This is a genomic window from Paenibacillus sp. LBL (assembly GCF_029893715.1).
Classification (GTDB): Bacteria; Bacillota; Bacilli; order Paenibacillales; family Paenibacillaceae; genus Paenibacillus_AQ; species Paenibacillus_AQ glucanolyticus.
Genome location: NZ_JARXYU010000009.1, coordinates 121,857 through 140,190, shown reverse-complemented (window position 1 = coordinate 140,190; position 18,334 = coordinate 121,857). Strand labels below are relative to the sequence as shown.

The following is an 18,334-nucleotide window of genomic DNA, read 5'->3' as shown; positions in this document are numbered from 1 at the left end:
GTGTCTAATATTTCTGATTAAAACACAGGCGACATCATTTTACAATATCTTGTAAGTTCCTGTTGAAGCAACAGAAAACCCCGTCTTACGTCCTATTCATGAGGTTTGGGTTAATTCGCGAATACCTATATAATTATAATAAGATTCATCTATTCATTGATATAACCTCAAAGGAGCTATGAGCAAACATGCTTGATTATGATATTATTGTCGTCGGCGGTGGACCTTCCGGATTGATGTCCTGCGTAGCTGCAGGAGAAAGAGGAGCTTCCGTTCTGCTGATTGATAAAGGGGATAAACTGGGCCGCAAGCTGGGCATATCAGGCGGTGGAAGATGCAACGTAACAAACGCCAAGGAACAGGATGAATTGATAGCCAACATCCCGGGCAACGGTCGTTTTTTATATAGCGCTTTTCAGCACTGGAACAATCGGGATATCATGGCCTTCTTCGAGGGACTCGGCATCCGGCTCAAAGAAGAGGACAATGGGCGCATGTTCCCTGTGACGGACAAAGCATCCAGCGTAGTGAATGCCTTGATTGGCAAAGTGAAGGAGCTCGGAACCGATATCCGGACGAACAGTCCGGTTAAAAGCGTTCTGTTCGAGAACGGCCAAACGGCTGGAATTCAATTGAAATCCGGGGAAGTGATCAAATCCTCCTGTGTCATCATAGCCACAGGCGGTCAGTCCGTTCCTCAAACAGGCTCGACCGGGGACGGTTATCCTTGGGCGGAAGCAGCTGGCCATACCATTACTGAGCTGTACCCCACTGAGGTCCCTATCGTCTCAACCGAGACGTTCATCGCATCCAAAGAGCTGCAGGGTTTGTCGCTGCGTGATGTTGAGCTGTCCGTCTGGAATCCCAAAGGGAAAAAAGTGATCGCTCATCGGGGAGATATGCTGTTTACCCATTTCGGGGTGTCCGGCCCGATCGCTCTGCGCTGCAGCCAATTTATCCGCCAGGTGCAACGGAAGTTCGAAATCGTGAACGTGGATATGGCAATTGACATGTTTCCTGATCGCTCGCAGGCCGAAATCGAGACCGAGCTGAAGGAGCGCTTTGAGGCTGAGCCCAAAAAGAGTATTAAAAACGTTCTTAAGGGTATGCTGCCGGAGCGCATGATTCCGCTGCTGCTGTCCAAATCATCTATCGACAGTGACATGATCTGCAGCGGTTTATCCAGAACTGCACTTACGTCCCTTGCAACCATTTTGAAAAAATTCGCGTTCCGAGCTTCAGGCACCCGGTCGCTGAAGGAAGCCTTCGTGACCGGAGGCGGCGTCAGCCTTAAGGAAATTCAGCCGAAAAGCATGGAATCCAAGCTCATGCCCGGCCTGTTTTTCTGCGGCGAGATTTTGGATATTCATGGATACACCGGCGGCTATAATATCACGGCGGCGTTCGCAACGGGTTATACGGCGGGCAAGCACGCCGCGGAAGCGGCAGCGTATAACAAGAACTGATCCAATGGTATTGGAAATTACGAATAAAGCACGAAGCGCGCCAGTATGCCCTTTCCTACCCGGGTCATACTGGCGCGCTTTTATTCATCTTGCTGATGCTTATCCTCCCTGTACATCGGCCATGACATCAGTGATGGTGCGATCATGACTGCCGCAGCCGTCAATGCCAGCGCGGCCAGCCATCCGATTCCCCCCTGAAACAGCGTGAGCCCTGCCACCAGGGAATACAAAAATGCCGGGAGAGCAAGCAGCGTTCTAACGGCAAGAATACCCGCAGAGCGGTGCTGTTCATTCGTAAAGGGAAGCACGTGCATAAATTCAGCCTTCGCGAACACGGCCCACCGTGTATTGAGCCAATACGATATCATCAGCACAAGCGCGATATACACAACGATTTTAATGATTAACGGCGGGAGCCATACGGCCGGAATGCCAACCAATGTAATCTGAATATATAATGTCAAACTCTCAGGGTGACGCAAAATCGCTTTTAACCCTGCATCGGCAAGCCTCTTCTCCGCTGTGCCCTTGAACAACCGGCCGGACTTGCGCATAAACCAGGTCTTGCTTCGCACACTCGGCGGTTTGCCGACAGCTTGAACCAGCAGCTTCTCGGTCAACTGGATGCGGGTCCTGGCATCCTCCCTTGTATCCGCCATAAAGGTTCCTTGCATGGCAAGACGCCTGCGGCTCAGAAGAATTAATACAATCAGCAGAATGACGACGATTGTCCATAAGACTGCATAAACCTCAAGCCACAAGGATACAAGCAGCGTTATTAATCCAACGGAAAGCCAGCGAACCGCATAAATCATCAGGTGCTGTCGCCACCCTTTGCAGCTTGAGCGAATCATCCCGGCCCATAGATTCGTACACCAGGCACAGACAACCGTAATCACCAGCAAGGTTATCAAGGTACCCCCGGTAATTTCATGTTCCCTGACCAGGATTGGCAGGGCAAGCAGGGTAAACAACAGTCCCTTTAGCGCTGACATAGCATGGCTGTATGCCATGCCTCTGATCAGCAGCCCCTTCATCCATTCCCGCTGCTGGCGGAGAAACAATACGTCAGCCTCTTCGAGGAACAGCAGCACTCTGCCGGAGAACATAAAGAGCAGGATGACAACCACCGCTTGGAGGGGCAGGAACTGTGCCCACCCTGGAAGGGGGCTTGTCCACAACTCACGGTATAACCCGCCTCCCAGAAGCAGGCCTGGAATCAGAATATAGAGCATCACGATCCAATCAACCACGGTCGCCAAGCTTTTACGTTGATAGGTCCAATGTGCAAGCACCCTTCTCCAGAAGAGGGCCCCCGGATGGCTAAGCTGCTGTGAGCGATTCATATCCATCCCCTCCCTCATGTCAGCGCATCGAAGCAGTCAAACAACGATGCGCCTGGAAGTCCCGCGGCCTTACGAAGATGATATAGCGTGCCTTCGGAAACAATCCGGCCCGCGGATATGAGCACAAACCGATCACAAATCTTCTCTGCGGTGTCCAGCACATGCGTAGACATCAGCACACCGGCACCACGGCGTCTCTCCTCCAGCAATAAGTTCAAAAAATCGCGAGTAGCCCGCGGATCCAAACCGATAAACGGCTCGTCTACAATATAGACATCGGGCTTGGAGAGGAAGCCGATCATCAGCATCATCTTCTGCTTCATCCCTTTGGAGAAACCTCCCGGCAGTTCGTTCCGTACAGTCTCCATTCCAAACTGCCGAAGAAGCTGTTCGGCCTGCTCTTCGAAATGGTTGTCATCCATTCCGAAAGCAGCAGCAGCCAGGTCCAAGTGCTCCCACAGCGTTAAATCCTCGTAGAACACAGGCTGCTCGGGTACATACGCATATCGGGGAGGATCACCCGCAATCCTGACATCAGCCTTGCAGTCCTTCAAGAGCCCTAACACCGCCTTGATGGTTGTGCTCTTTCCGGCACCGTTCGGCCCGATCAAGCCGAGCAGTTCACCGGGAACCACTTGAAACGATATTTCGTGTATGCGGGGTCGGCCAGGTTCGTACCCGGCTTCCTGAATGTCTACTTCCAGCACCGGCTCGGCCCCGCGAATGTTCTCCAGAATCCTATCCTGCATCCTAACACCCCATCCATTCATTCTATTTCCATTATTACGCAGATGGACAAGGATTAGTTGCAAGCACCGAAACTTTCTTTGTGGTTTTACATTGTCGAGGGTTCAGGTACCATAGGGACTGCGTTCAAGGAGGCAGAGGCTTCGTCCTTTCTTTCAATCCTTCCCTTGAACAGGAGTAGTACGCCTCCCACTGCAGCAGTTCCGAGTCCTGCAACAATATATGTTGGAACAGCGCCGATTCCCGTGATAAGCGCACCACCGATAGTAGGTCCGACAATGGCCGCGCCGCTTGTAAGGCTGTTGACCGTTCCGAATACACGGCTGGTCATATGCTCCGGCGTTCTTTTCATGAGCAGCATCTGGAAAGGAACCAGCACGAATCCTCCACCAGCGCCCGCCAGAAAGAATGAACCGAACAGCACCACGCTCTGCAGCAGATGCGGCATCTTTGTCACTACAACTACGGCACATACGGCGAAGACCAGACCGGCTGCGGTAGCGCCGGCGCCCATCTTGGCAAGAGTGCTCCAGCTCAGCTTGCGGACAAACATGGCTGCGATTAAAGTACCTAAACCGCTGGCGGAAATACAGTAACCCAGCAGATCCTCCGATACATTAGGAATCAGCCGGAACAGGGTCACGATCTGGGAGTCGGCCATCTGCAGCACCAGCACTACTGCACATATCGTAACAACTCCTCCCAGCAGCAGGGGGATGCCATAAATCAATTGCAACCCTTCACCGATCTCCTTCAAAAAGGATTTCTGCTCGCCCTGACCAGCCCGCACTCCATGGTGCGACTCCCCGGTCAGGCCTTCTTGTTTAACGATCTTTCGGCCTGGAACACCGAGCAGAAGCAGCGCCGATACCACAAAAGCGCCTGCATCAATGATGAAGCATAACTGTATGCCGAACAGAGCCATCAGCAATCCGCCCAAGGACGGCCCGATAATTTTGGACATTTGCTCAATCGAAGAACTGATCGTAACCGCCTGATCGATATGCTTAGGATCTACAATTTCTTTAATTTTGCCGCTCTTGGCAGGAGAGAACAGAACATCCATCAGTCCCTTAAGGATGAGCAGAACATAAATTTGAATTAAATTCCCTGCCAACAAGACTCCCAGCAAAATGAAGACTCTCACAACATCCGAAATGACCATGATCTTTTTCCGGTCATACCGGTCGCCGATCCAGCCTGCTATCGGTCCTCCGATCAGAACAGGAAGCGCCATGCATAACGTCATGGCGGTAATTTCCCATGGCGCGGCTTGCCACTTCAATCCGACAAGCGTCAGGAGCGCGATGATATACAGCCATTCGCCCATGTTGGACACCAGCTGAGACCCCATCAACAACATATAGTTCCGATTGCGGAGCAGCGGTTTAAATCCCTCTGATTCTACGGTTTGTACTTGATTCATTCTCCCACCCTTTTCTTCCCATTCGAATAATTTCATTATAGAATCGGCATTCAGGGAACGTATCAGGCTTAAGGCGTAGTTGATACCGGAGCTGGAGAATGAAAATGTTTCGGCAGCATTGTGACAAATCACATGTTGAAATTGTTCATTTAAGCGTAATCTTAGATTTGAAGTAATTCAGGACATGAGTCCATATCAAAGGCGGGAGAATGTATGAAGGTATTACATGATCGCGATACACAGCTTGCTATGCACCTGTATCGGGTGTTTGCCAAGTCATTCAAGAGCGTCAACGAACATGTCGTGAATGGCAGCAAAATCGAAGGCTTTAACCCCACCTCTTTTGCCGTAATGGAGGTGCTGTTCTACAAAGGCCGCCAGCCTATCCAGCAGATCGGGGCACAGCTGCTTCTGCAAAGCGGAAATGTCACCTATGTGGTTGATAAGCTGGTCGCAAAAGGATATGTTCGCCGCAGGCCCTGTCCCGAGGACAGGAGAGTCATCTACGCCGAACTGACTACTACCGGAGAGCAATTGATGCAGAAGCTGTACCCCATACATGAGCAGCACATCCAGCATGCGCTTGGCGGACTGAACGAAGAAGAGAAGCAGCAGCTGATCAGCCTTCTCGCCAAAATGGGAAAACATGCGGAGCTGGCGCAATTGATCGTACGACAGTAAGTGCAAAACGAAGAGAAGAACCCTCCTCCTTGACTTCGGAATCAGGGTTCTTCTTATTGAAATCGTGTTTAGCTATACTCAGTCTTTGAATCCCTCCAGTGCGAGGGTCGGTTTCCCATCCGCCTGCCAGGTCCCCTTGTTATAACCTGCATTGTAACCCGGTGCAGCTTCCGGTTCCCAATAAAATACTCCAAGCCCCGTTCCTCCTGGTAATCCGCGCACTTTGGTTTTGATGCTCTGAATAAAACTCTTGGCAGCAACCGGCTGGCTGTAATCCATGCCGATTTCACTGATCATGATGCTTTTTCCATACCTAGCGGTCATGTCTTTGGCATTGGTGATGGTCTGATCCACCTTCGTTGACCAGTCGCCCGCTTCCGGGTACAGTGACATGCCGATAATATCAAAGTTCGCACCGTTACTGATCAAGCCGCCGATGTTCCATTTGAACAATTCATTATCGTAGCCGTTGGATAAGTGGACTATGGTCTTGGTCGAGCTACTGACGGACTTAACCGCATTATGCCCCGAGTTGACAAGCCATGCATAATTTTTCATGTTCACCGAAGCTTTGCCGTCCTCCCATAACATTCCGTTGTTGGTTTCGTTGCCAACCTGTACCCAATCCGGCGTCACGCCCTTATTCTTCATGGTGTTCATCACGTACACGGTGTGGGAATAGACCGCATCCATCAGCTGCTGGAAGGTGAAGCTGCGCCAGGCATACGGCTTGTTCTGCTGCCCCGGGTCGGCCCAGGAATCGCTGTAATGCAGCGTGAGCATAATGCTCATGCCTTTGTTCTTGGCACGCAGAGCCAGCTCAGCCGCTTTTTCCGCATTCAGATAACCGTTCATGTAATCATTCATATTGGGATTGACCCAGACTCGAATCCGCGCAGAATTAATCTGGTAATCATTCTTCAAAATGTCGAGAATATCGCGCTGAATCCCATTCTTATCCTTCCATTTATACCCCTGAGCCTCCATGCCGGTGACCCAGCTGATGTCGGCTCCTTTGGCAAAAGCCGGCGCCGCCTCAGCCGAGCCGTTACCCGTGAAACCGAATGATAACGCAAGCATCGATAGACAAAGAAACATCCTGAACAGAACTCCTTTCGTATCCCCGGTCATCATCATACCCCCTTCGTTATTCGTTCACTGCGCAGTGACACCCCTATTGTAAGCGCTACCCAAACAAAGCCACAGGGCATAATCCCAACATTTCCGGTGCTTTTTCAAGTAAAATCAATTCAGTCCAAAGAAGCTGACTGGTCGAAACCTCTTCGGACCGTACGGGCTTCCAACATGAGATGCATCACATGCCGATATCGCCGTGGACGAAAATATAAAAAAAACAGGTGCCAGCATGCAACACCTGCCATATTAAGGTGATACGCTTGATGATCTAATTGAATTAAGGCTTATTAACCATTCACTTTGCGCGTAATCACCTTCACGCCATAAGGCGCCAGTTCTAGCTCCGCACCCACTGCCTCGCCTGAGACCAGATCGCTGTACCGAGCCCCATCCAATGCAACCTGCCTTGGCTCGTTCGAGAAGTTCATTATAAAAATATAATCCGACTCTCCATCTGTGCGAATGGATGAGCTTACGCAGGAAGGCAGCTTCGCGGCCAATGCCCGCCGAACGGCGGTCTGTTCAACGAGTTCCTTGTAGAAATCCGAATGAAAAGGCTCCTTGTTGCGGGAAGCGATATAATAGGCTCGACCCTTCCCAAGCTGATTGACCGTCAACGCCGGGCGCCCGGCATAAAAATCAGATCGGTAAACGGCCAGCGCTTCGGCCGTCTCCAGATGAATCAAATCGCACAGCTCAGCGGCATCATACGCTTCCGCCAAGCCAAGTCCACCGCCGGCATTCGTCACAATCCCATTGACATCATGATCATGCAGGGCGTCGATTTCCTCCGACCATATACCAAGCGTCTTTCGGAGCGGACCGGGAAAACCGCCCAGGAAACAAAGATCATTCTCGTCCACGATGCCGGACCAGTACGTAGCAACAAACGTGCCGCCCGCCTCCACAAATTGGTGAATCCTCTCGCCCACTCCCGGTCGGACCATATACAGCATCGGCGCGACCAGCAGCTTGTAAGGGGCAAAATCCTGCTCCATATCAATGACATCAAGAGGAACTCCTTGCTCCCACAATGCCCGGTAATGCGCCTGCACGGTGTCCTCATATTTGACCCCCATATTCCGCGGACCCTGCGCATCGTTGATCGCCCAGCGATTCTCCCAGTCAAAAATGATCGCGGCTTCGGCCGGAACGCCCGTTCCGACCACAGCATTCATCTTCTTGAGCATCTCTCCGACCTCAGCCACATCATGGAACACCCGCGTGTGTTCGTGACCGACATGATCCACGACAGCGCCGTGCAGCTTCTCGCTTGATCCCCTGCTCTTGCGCCATTGAAAATATTGCACGGTGTCCGATCCATGGGCGATGGCTTGCATGGAGGACAGGAGATGCATTCCCGGCCGCTTCAGCTTGCTCACCTGCTGCCAGTTCGTAAGACTCGGCGTGCTCTCCATCAGCATCCATGGCTGTCCGCCTTTGATCGAGCGGATGATATCATGCATCATGGCAACACGGGCCGCCTGAGCGGCATCATCCCCGCCACGATCATGCCAGGTCGGATAGCTGTCCCAGGATACCACATCCAGCAAATCGGCAAACTTCCAGTAATTCAGCCCTTCAAAATACTCCATCAGGTTGGTTGTGACCGGAAGGGATGGATTGATCCTGCGGAGAGGCTCAATCTCATGCCGGATGAAATCGGCCGTCTGATGCGTCACAAACCGTCTCCAGTCCAGGTTCATTCCGTGGACCTGCGTCTCTCCATGAGGCGCCGGGGATTCGATCTGACTCCATTTCGTAATCGTATGACTCCAGAATGCGGTCCACCAGACATGATTCAACTCATCCAGTGTTCCGTACTTATCGTGAAGCCAGGTTCGGAATGCCTCCTGGCAATAATCGCAATGGCAATCGCCGCCAAACTCATTGGATATATGCCAGCCGATGACCGCAGGATGATGGCCGTACCGCTCCGCAAGCTTCAAGTTGATCGTATGAACCTTCTCCCGGTATACAGGCGAAGTATAACAATGATTATGCCGGAAGCCGTGCAGGTTCCGAACGCGCCCTTCGCTTACGCGCAGCACCTCCGGGTACTTCTCCGACATCCAGGCCGGTCTTGCGCCGCTTGGCGTAGCCAGAAAAGCGTAAATGCCATTGGCCGCAAAACGGTCCAATACACCGTCAAGCCAGTCGAACGTAAATACCCCCTCCTCCGGCTCCAATGAAACCCAAGAGAATATACCAACGGACATCACATTGCAGTTCGCCAGCTTCATTAGCCTGATGTCCTCTTCCAGCACTTCGGGATAACGGAGCCACTGCTCCGGATTATAATCTGCGCCATGCAGCATATGCGGAACGCGCGGACTGATCGGATCAAACGTTTGCTTCATGTTACGAGAACCTCCTGTTTCCTGATATGATCTCAACTCTTATTCTTTGACAGAACCCAGCGTCATTCCTTTAACGAAAAAGCGCTGCAAAAACGGATACACCAGCAGGATTGGCGCTGCGCCGATAAATATCTGCGCGGCATTCACCGTTGTCTGGGACAACATCTCCATCTCCTTTGGGCTCATGCTCATTGAGCTCATGTCCCGCTGAATAATAACTGTCTGCAGGAAGGTAGCCAATGGGAAGTCCTTGGCGTTGTTGATATACAGCAGCCCGTCAAACCATGAGTTCCAATGGAACACCATGCTGAACAGCGCAATGGTTGCAATCGAAGGCAGCGAGATTGGCAAAAAGATTTTAAACAGCGTTTTGAAATGACCCGCTCCATCAATCAAAGCCGCTTCCTCCAGCTCTTTCGGGATCCCCCGGAAAAAATTCAGCATCAGAATCACCAGGAAGGTATTCACGGTGCTCGGCAGCACCAGCACCCAGAACGAATTGATTAATCCCAGCTTCTGAATCACGATATAGAACGGCACCAGCCCGCCGTTGAACACCATGCTGAACACAAACAGCCAGGAATAAATGCTGCGGCTGCGGAAGACTCGGTTGTCCTTGGACAGCGGATATGCGGCCAGAAACGTTACAGCGAGTGTCAGAGCGGTTCCCAATACGGTGCGTGCAATGGAAACCCAGATCGAGTGCAGAAATGCCGGGTTGTTGATCGTTTTCTTGTAAGCCTCAAGTGAAAAATCGACCGGCCATAAACCCACCAGACTGGCATCAGCAGCTGCTTTGGAGCTGAATGAAATCGCCAGCACATGGAGCAGCGGAATGATGCAGAGAATGGCCAGCGAGACAAGCAGGCACGTGTTAAACACATTGAATATCCGGTAGTGCATCGTTTTATGGTACATGGCTCTCCCTCTTTCACGTAACTAGAATATACGGTACCCCGCCCACTTGTAGGCCAGACGATAGGATACGAGAATCAGGGCCATACTGATGACCGATTTAAACAATCCAATAGCCGTTCCGAACCCCATCTCCCCGTTCAAAATAGCCGTCCGGTACACAAACGTATCAATGATATCGCCTTTTTCGTACACCAGCGGGTTGTACAGGTTGAAGATTTGATCAAAGCCGGCATTCAAAATGTTGCCAAGCGCCAATGTTCCGACAACGATCGTGATCGGGATCATCGAAGGGATGGTAATATGCAGCGTTTGTTTCAAACGATTGGCCCCATCCATTTCCGCCGCTTCATACAAAGTCGGGCTAACACCTGCCAGTGCAGCCAGGAACACAATCGTGTTGTAGCCAAACTCCTTCCATACATCTGACACAATCACCGTGAATCGGAACCAGTTATTGTCGCCGAGAAAAAAGACCGGGTCCAATCCAACCGCCGCCAGAATCCGATTGACAAAACCGTCCACAGCCAGCATTTCGATCAGAATGCCGCCCAGTATGACCCAGGACAGGAAGTGAGGCAGATAAACCATCGTCTGAATGCTCCGCTGAAGCGCTGTTTTGCGAATTTCATTCAGCAGAATGGCAAATACAAACGGGATGAGCAGATTGAACACAATTTTCATCACCGCGATGACCAATGTGTTCCATATGACCTGCATGCTGTCCTGTCGTTCGAACAAATAGCGGAAGTTATCTAAGCCCACCCACGCAGAGCCGCCAACGCCTTCCCACGGCTTATAGTCCTGAAAGGCCATAATGATGCCGCCCATCGGCAAATAACTGAACAAGAACAGACAGATCAGGGCCGGCAGCAGCATAACGTGGAAAGGCCATGTTTTTTTTATCCTCTTCATCCAAGATCCTCCCGTTAAATCAATCTACCTCCTGATTATAGGGCCCGTCCCAAGAGCTGTAGTAGCCTACAAAACCAATATTCATGGCACGATATCAATCAGTTTGGGAAGGATCCCTCATTGAAAAAGGACGGCCTTGGCAGGCCGCCCTTCATACAGATCAGATATAAACTATTTCACGCTTTGATACCAGTCGTTAACCTCTTTCGTGATCTGTTCTCCGCCCCCGGCTTTCCACGTCTCCACGAATTGATCAAACGATTCAACAGGCTGCTTGCCGTAAATAATTTCGTTCAGCGTTTGGTTCTCAATCTTTGTCAGGTAATCCCATTTCGACTTCATCGTTGCCGTGACGGGTCCCGTAAACATGTCTTTCTTGGAAATCTCCTCTTGGGATAACAGCACCTCCGCGGCGGCTGGAGTATCCTTGCCGTAGTTTACCGCTACATCCTTCTCCAGTCGGCTCTCCGGCTTCCCGCCTTTTGCCAGCTTCAGAAGCGCCTTCATCTGTTCATCGGGAATCCGGGCTCCGTCACGGACCAGCAAGTAGCGAACAACGTTGACGTAACCGCCTTGGATTTCATCATTCGGCACCATTTCGCCGTTTGCATCAAGTTCAAAATCATAACCCTCGAACAGACCGTTGGCAAATTCGCCGCCTTCCTTGGACACGGCAAAGTTATCAAACAGATAGTTCTGATACGTAAAGAACGCTTCCGGATGCTCCATGTCTTTATGGATCAGCGTAACGCCATTCGTATACTGTGTTCCATGACGCATCGCCGTACCGTCCGGCCCCGTCGGAATCTGCACCGGCTTCCAGACGGCCTCCGGCGCATTTTTCACCGTATCCAGCAGCGGCCAGCCGCTCATCCAATAAGGCCCCGGAATAATCCCGGCGGTTCCGGCTACTGCCGGCTCCGCTGTCTTGTTCTCATCCCACAGCGCGGCTTCCTTCGGAATATACCCTTTATTCATCCACTCGTTCAGCTTGCTCAAGCCTTGCTTCATGCTTGCGTTGACCGAGCCGTACTCCAAACTGCCGTCCTCGGCCACGTTCCACTGCTGCGGCAGCGTTCCGTAAGCGCCGAATATCCAGGACGGATCTCCCATCCAAGTGTTCATGGACGTCTTAAAGCCAATGCTGAGCGGTGTGACTTTATCCGGGGCAAGCCCCGACGGATTCTGGTTCTTGAAGGCATCCATCACTTTCTCAAGTTCATCCATCGTCTTCGGTGCACCCATGCCCAGCTTGTCCAGCCAATCCTGCCGGATCCATAACACGTAGTCATGATTATAGGCAAAGTCCAGCACCGGGATACCCATGCGTTTTCCGTCCCGGCTGTATTGATTCCACACGTTGGAATCCAGACTCATCGCGCTCTTCCAATTGTCCGATGCATACTGGTCAAACCATGTCCCCACCTCAGCAAACATACCGGAATCGATTAAATCCTGAGCCAGCTGCTGATTCTCCGTTCCGAGCGTTACAATATCCGGCATTTCCTGTCCGGAAGACATCGCCAGACGCAGCTTGGTTGCAAAAGCGCCATTGGTGTCCGTAATGGACCACAGCGATTTGATGTTAATGCCAAACTTCTCTTTGGCCCACTTCGTGGCCACGTTGTTCTCAATGGTTTCCCCATTCTTGAATTGCAGCGTCGGATCGACGCCCCATACCGTCGTAATCGTAACTTCAGGATCATATTTGTCTTTGTAGACGTTTTCAGTTTTGGGTTCGGCAGGCTGTGCTGCTTCCGATTTCGGCTCACTGCCACCGCCCGAGCATCCCGCCAGCGTTCCGGCAAGCAAGATAGACGCGGCCAGGGTTGGCAGCAGCCAATTCTTCCTTCTATCACTCATATCTAAATCCCCCTTCTACCACCTTATGGATTACATGTTTAATTATAGAGGGGAGCGCATAAGCATCCTATGTCACGAATCGAACATTTCTGCACCTTTAGCAACATCCTTGATCCCTGTATTCGTTCGGGGTCATCCCGTAATGCTTGCGGAACATTTTACTGAAATATTGCGGATTCTGATAACCCAGCTCTGCGGTAATTTCGTAAATCTTCTTGTTTGTATGCTTCAGCAGGTATACTGCCCGCTCCATCCTTTTCCGAATGATATAGTCACCGAGGCCCTCACCGGTCTCGCTTTTATAAATTTTGGATAAATACACCGGATGCAGGTATACCCGGTCCGCAATCGTTTTGACGGACAGATCATGACCACAATCGGTAGTCACCATCTCCTGCACCTGTTTGATAATATGGCTTTTGCTCGTTGTCTCCTGTTCGGAGGAAATAGCCTGAAGTTTATTCAGCATATCAAGCGACCAGGACCGCAGCTTGGCAGCCGACTGAACAACCTGCTGAATATAGAGCGGGTCCCAGCCTGCCTGGTCCAGCTGGTGGATATAATATCCCTGCTTGTGGGCCATGTACATATAGGCATTCGTAACTGACAAAAAAATCTCGTATAACGCGCTCTGTCCGATGAAGGCGGTTTCAAGTTCCACGAAGAGCTGTTCTATTTTCTCCCGAGCGGAGTCCCACTGTCTCGTCTCCAGAAGATGGAGCAGACTGGGCGGCTTCATGAAGGAATGGGTGGCATGGGAGGCCGAGTCGCGCCGACTTCCGTCGTTGTCAGCAGCGAAACGAATTGCTTCATGGTCCCCGCTCCCTCCTATATAAAGTGAGCTTAGCCCTGTCCGATAAACGCATGCCAGCTCGCTCGGAAAATCAAAGCTTGCCGACACGAGAACAGAAATGCCGCCTTTCAAATAACTTCCTACATCTTGCTGAAACTGGGTCACATACCGCTTCATCACATCGGAAGCAGCAGGCCCATCCGTCCCTTCTGATAGGAGTTCTGTCTTTAATTGTGCCAGCAGAATCATCCCGCTGTGCGGGGTCTTGCTCGGCCACACGCGAAACAGCTCCGCAAACACCTCTTCGGCGATGTTCCCGATGGCATATTCCATCAGACTGATCGAATGATCGTCCATGCCGGTGAACTTCGGTCCAAGCTGGATCAGCAGCATGGTGGTCCTCTGATCGGTTCCAAGAGGGATTTCATATTCACGAAGCTTGTGGTCAATCACATGCCGCGGCATCTCGTGTCCCAGCAAGAGATCATGCATCAGACTGGTTCTCAGAATCCCGATATCCGATTTACGACTGTACCTAAGCTGTTGGTATTCTCCAAGCTCCTTCCGCTCCTCCCGGATCGACTCCAGCGCTGATTGCACACTTCGCATGAATTCGCCATCGTCCACCGGTTTTAAAATATAGTCCGATGCGTTCAGCCGAATCGCCTGCTTCGCATATTCAAAATCGGAGTATCCCGTCAATAAAATACAGCGGATATGAGTCCACCTCCCGGCAATGGTCTCTATCAGCTCCAAGCCGGTCATGACCGGCATACGAATATCGGTGACGACCACATCAATGTCCTGCTCCTCCAGCAGATCAATCGCCTCCAGGGCAGATGAAGCCTGATAGACTTGTCGTATATTCAGCTCACGCCATGGAATCGTCTGAAATAAACTCTCCGTAACGTAACTCTCGTCATCAACCAATAAGAGATTCATCATTTTCATGCCCCCTGCCCTGGCTTATACTGCCATGTGATTGCGGTATTGGCCAATAGAGAATGGCCCGTACGCCGCCTTGAGGAGATGCCATGAATCGCAATCCGGCATTCTCTCCGTAACGCAGCCGCATCCGCTGGTGAACATTCCAGACGCCGCAGCCCATTTCTTGATCCATCGGCTTGTTTAACCGCTCCTCGATGTCGGACAGCTTCTGTCCATTCATCCCGATCCCGTTATCATCGATCAGAATGCAAGCCATACCGTCCATACTCTGAAAGGTTATCCCGATTTCGCCTTCGCCGGAATGGGGTTCAATGCCATGCAGCACGGCATTCTCCACTAACGGCTGAATGACCAGCGGCGGAATTTCAGAGCGGCCCGCTCCCTCAGTCAAAGCGACATAATAACGGAGCCGCTTCATCCGCATCTGCTGAATCTCCAGATAATGAGTAACAAATTCCAGCTCATCCGACAAGGGGACGAGCTCCCTCTCCTGACGCGTGGTATAGCGGAAATACCGGGACAGATTATGCGACATCGCCACCACGGCTTCGTATTTCTGAAGTTTGGCCATGCTGGTAATAAATGAGAAGCAGTTATAGAAGAAATGAGGATTGATCTGCGACTGCAGCTGCTTCAGCTTCGCTTCCCTGACGTGGATTTTCTCCATATATACATGCTCAAACAGCTCCTGGATCTGCTCCACCATCGAGTTGAACCTTGCAGCCAGAAAACTGAATTCGTTTCTGCCCGAAACTTTCACCCTTACCCCGTAATCACCGGCTTGCAACCTGCGAAACACATATACCAGCTGCTTGATCGGTACCTGAACCTGAGAGTACAGCAAATACGCAGCGAGGCAGCTCATCAGAAGCAACGCGCTGATCGAGATATAAAAGAGCCTGTTTGAAGTAAGGATAGGCTTCATGATGTCCGATAGCGGGATATAATCAATCAAATACCAGCCGGTCGTTTCCGACAATACGATGCTGACCGAGTAGGTTTTGCCGTCTACTTCCTTCACACGATTCTCTACATCCTGGAGCGGCTCGCTGCCAAGCTCCGCAATCATCTGATGGATCAGCTCTTGATCCGCGGTTCGGTTATAAATCACGCCCGAAGCCGGTTTATAGTAGAACGGATCGCTCCTTCCGTCACTCTTGAAGCGGTCCAGCATATCCTGGATGTTGGTGCTGTCGAATTCAACCTTGATGATGGTATTTGACTTCCCTGTATGCTGCTGAGTGGAATAGGGTGCCACCGAATACCACACGAACAGAAACCGCTGATCGGTCCCCTCCTGATAAGGAGTCACCTGCCAGCCCGGCTTCACGTCCTGCGCTAGCTCCTCCGGCGAGTAGAATCCGGCATCACTCTCTGTGACCACCCGCCCGAGAGACGGGGAATAGATGGCCAGATGGCTTCGCCAGTTTGATGAACTCTCCTGTATGCTCAGCTTCGTCTGGATCTGCTTCACCAGATTGATCGCGTCCAGATTCAAATACTTGTCCTGCAGATAAATATCCCGAAAGCTGGAGATGTCCGGGTCATGCAGCAGTAAATTCGGCCATGATGCCAGAATATCGATGTTGGTATTCACCTGATTCTGAAAGAAGACAAGCTGGTTGGTATTCGATTGGCTGAGCTCATCGCTAAGCACATTCGTAGTGGTTTGATTGGAATAAAAATAAAGACCGACAATCGGGATTAACATCAGGAAGATAAACAGAATGATTTTTCGGAACAGATTAAATCTGGACATGCTGCAGCAGCCCCTTGGTTTATGTAGTATGAGGAGTTCCTATTATAATGAAATATGTTTATTATATCGGAGTTCCGTCAGGGCCGAATAGGGTATTAATGCAATATTTCGGGCACTTTCGAAGGGTTTGGTCATGAAGAGAGACTAGTGTTGAAAAAGCGCAGCTTTTGATGGTCCACAGCCATCCAAGCATGCCCCGAACCACGCATCGTGCGCACAAGGAGAAGTGCGTACGATGTACAATACAAAACAAGGGACCCCTGCGTCCAAAAGGCAGGGGTCCTGTTATTCTTCTATATCATGAGTTAATAAAATGAATGCTTAAGATTTCACGGAAGGCTGCGCTCTCCCGTCCCTTCCTCCGGCTCAGGAGGAGCATTGCGGAAGGCGGCCACGATAAACAAACAGATCACGGACATTACGGCCATCACCACAAACAGCGAATTCAGACTGCCCTCCAGTATTCCGCTCAGTAGACCGCCTGACCCTTCAGGCAGTTCAGCGATTCCATGCGGAGAGAGCAATTTGTTAATGTCGTCGCTGGTAATACCTGCAGCATCCGGCTCCGCCGCAAGTCTGCCCGCAATTCCCGCGTTGACCCATAATCCGAACACCGCTACGCCCACGGTCTGACCGAACGTCCGAATGAAGGAGTTCAGCGCCGTGGACGCTCCCCGAACCTGATAACCCACCGAGGATTGTGCAATGATCTGGAACAAAGTCGAGATGTATCCGAAGCCGACGCCATAAATGAAAGTAAAGACCAGCAGCACGCCCAGCGCCGTATCCTTATGCATATAAGCCAATCCCACCGCTCCGATCATCAGGAATACGACGCCGATAATCGCCGTTTTCCGGGAGCCGGATTTAACGATCAAACGGCCGCTGATAATCGAACCGATGAGCCATCCGATCGACATCGGTGCCAGCGTCAGGCCCGACAAGGTTGCATTGCCGCCTCGAACGCCTTGAATCCACAGCGGCAAATACGTGGTCAACCCGATGATAAGCGCACTGACCAGAATGTTGGCCACCGTCGATACCGTAATATCCCTGATCTTAAACAGATGGAGCGGCAGCATCGGTTCCTTCACCTTGCTCTCCACCACCAGGAATGCAAGCAGCAGCACCACGGAGCCGATGATCAGACTGAGCATAAATGGAGAAGTCCAGGAATAGGTCTCTCCGCCACCTACCGCGAGCGCAAATAACAGCGCCGTCATCCCCACGGTAAACAGAGCTGCTCCCCCGTAATCAATCGACACCTCGCGGGTGGTCCGTTCCTCTTTGAAATAACGGAAAATCAGCCATATCGATAACAGCGCAAACGGTACATTAAAGACAAAGATCCAGTGCCAGGACAGGTAATCGACAAAATACCCGCCAAGCAGCGGACCAATCAAGGAGGATATTCCCCATACGGAGCTGATCATCCCCTGAATTTTTCCACGCTCCTCCAGATTGTAAATATCCCCGACAATCGTGAAGGTCACCGGAATGACGGCGCCCGCCCCGATCCCTTGGATCGCTCTAAAAATAATAAGCTGCGTCATGTTCTGTGACAGACCGCACAGCAGCGAACCTGCCAGAAAGATTAGCGAGCCGTATAGAAATACAGGCTTGCGTCCGTATAAATCACTAATTTTGCCGAAGATCGGCGTTGTCACAGCCATCGTTAACAGATAGGCCGTAAATATCCAACTCATCAGGCTCACACTGCCGAAGCTGCTAATAATGGCTGGACCAGCCGGTCCGACAACCGTGCCTTCAATCGCAGCCATAAAGGTGGATAACAGAATCCCGACCAATATGTAACTGCGTTTATCCTGTTTCAGTACGTTCACGTTCCTTACTCCCCTTTACTTTAGACAGCCCCTGCCGAAGCAGGCATTTTATTGGATATCTTGCAAGATATATGCCAAAATCGGGGCTCATAGCATAAAAAGCGCCTACCTGATATCAGGAGCGCTTCCACATC

At 51.2% G+C, this 18,334-nt stretch carries 13 protein-coding genes; 2 read left to right on the top strand and 11 right to left on the bottom strand.

Annotation, left to right across the window (positions count from 1 at the left end):
- Positions 1-188 precede the first annotated feature (188 nt).
- Positions 189-1,466 carry a BaiN/RdsA family NAD(P)/FAD-dependent oxidoreductase gene (locus M2277_RS19410; protein ID WP_280755389.1) on the top strand — a complete coding sequence of 426 codons (1,278 nt, stop codon included), beginning with the start codon at positions 189-191 and terminating at the stop codon, positions 1,464-1,466.
- A gap of 80 nt (positions 1,467-1,546) precedes the next feature.
- Here M2277_RS19410 and M2277_RS19405 read toward each other — a convergent pair whose 3' ends face one another.
- From M2277_RS19405 to M2277_RS19395, 3 genes are all read right to left on the bottom strand, one after another.
- On the bottom strand, positions 1,547-2,812 hold the full coding sequence (locus M2277_RS19405) for an ABC transporter permease (protein WP_280755388.1): 1,266 nt from the start codon (positions 2,810-2,812) through the stop codon (positions 1,547-1,549).
- Between the two features lie 14 nt (positions 2,813-2,826).
- Positions 2,827-3,561: an ABC transporter ATP-binding protein gene (locus M2277_RS19400; RefSeq protein ID WP_280755387.1), complete on the bottom strand. Its 735-nt coding sequence runs from the start codon at positions 3,559-3,561 to the stop codon at positions 2,827-2,829.
- Positions 3,562-3,647: 86 nt separating this feature from the next.
- On the bottom strand, positions 3,648-4,985 hold the full coding sequence (locus M2277_RS19395) for an MFS transporter (RefSeq protein WP_063478559.1): 1,338 nt from the start codon (positions 4,983-4,985) through the stop codon (positions 3,648-3,650).
- 213 nt (positions 4,986-5,198) lie between these two features.
- On the opposite strand from M2277_RS19395, the gene M2277_RS19390 reads away from it, so the two are divergent.
- On the top strand, positions 5,199-5,666 hold the full coding sequence (locus M2277_RS19390; protein ID WP_006208179.1) for a MarR family winged helix-turn-helix transcriptional regulator: 468 nt from the start codon (positions 5,199-5,201) through the stop codon (positions 5,664-5,666).
- 78 nt (positions 5,667-5,744) lie between these two features.
- Here M2277_RS19390 and M2277_RS19385 read toward each other — a convergent pair whose 3' ends face one another.
- The 8 genes from M2277_RS19385 to M2277_RS19350 form a co-directional block, all read right to left on the bottom strand.
- Positions 5,745-6,800, bottom strand: coding sequence for a glycoside hydrolase family 53 protein (locus M2277_RS19385; protein ID WP_040680251.1), 1,056 nt, complete (start codon positions 6,798-6,800; stop codon positions 5,745-5,747).
- Between the two features lie 290 nt (positions 6,801-7,090).
- Positions 7,091-9,163: a beta-galactosidase gene (locus tag M2277_RS19380; protein ID WP_280755386.1), complete on the bottom strand. Its 2,073-nt coding sequence runs from the start codon at positions 9,161-9,163 to the stop codon at positions 7,091-7,093.
- Positions 9,164-9,202: 39 nt separating this feature from the next.
- A complete protein-coding gene (locus M2277_RS19375; protein ID WP_036638729.1) occupies positions 9,203-10,081 on the bottom strand; it encodes a carbohydrate ABC transporter permease in 879 nt (292 codons plus the stop codon).
- Positions 10,082-10,102: 21 nt separating this feature from the next.
- Positions 10,103-10,993, bottom strand: a complete 891-nt coding sequence (locus tag M2277_RS19370; RefSeq protein ID WP_006208175.1) for an ABC transporter permease — start codon at positions 10,991-10,993, stop codon at positions 10,103-10,105.
- 171 nt (positions 10,994-11,164) lie between these two features.
- Entirely contained in the window at positions 11,165-12,856 is a 1,692-nt protein-coding gene (locus tag M2277_RS19365) for a type 2 periplasmic-binding domain-containing protein (protein WP_006208174.1), read from the bottom strand.
- Positions 12,857-12,953: 97 nt separating this feature from the next.
- The gene (locus M2277_RS19360) at positions 12,954-14,594 is read right to left on the bottom strand and encodes a response regulator (RefSeq protein WP_280755385.1); all 1,641 of its coding nucleotides are present in this window, start codon (positions 14,592-14,594) and stop codon (positions 12,954-12,956) included.
- Positions 14,572-16,356 (bottom strand): sensor histidine kinase, encoded by a 1,785-nt coding sequence (locus M2277_RS19355; protein ID WP_280755384.1) that lies wholly within the window; start codon positions 16,354-16,356, stop codon positions 14,572-14,574. The genes M2277_RS19360 and M2277_RS19355 overlap by 23 nt, the downstream gene beginning before the upstream one ends.
- Positions 16,357-16,685: 329 nt before the next feature.
- Positions 16,686-18,200, bottom strand: a complete 1,515-nt coding sequence (locus M2277_RS19350; protein WP_280755383.1) for an MDR family MFS transporter — start codon at positions 18,198-18,200, stop codon at positions 16,686-16,688.
- Positions 18,201-18,334 lie beyond the last annotated feature (134 nt).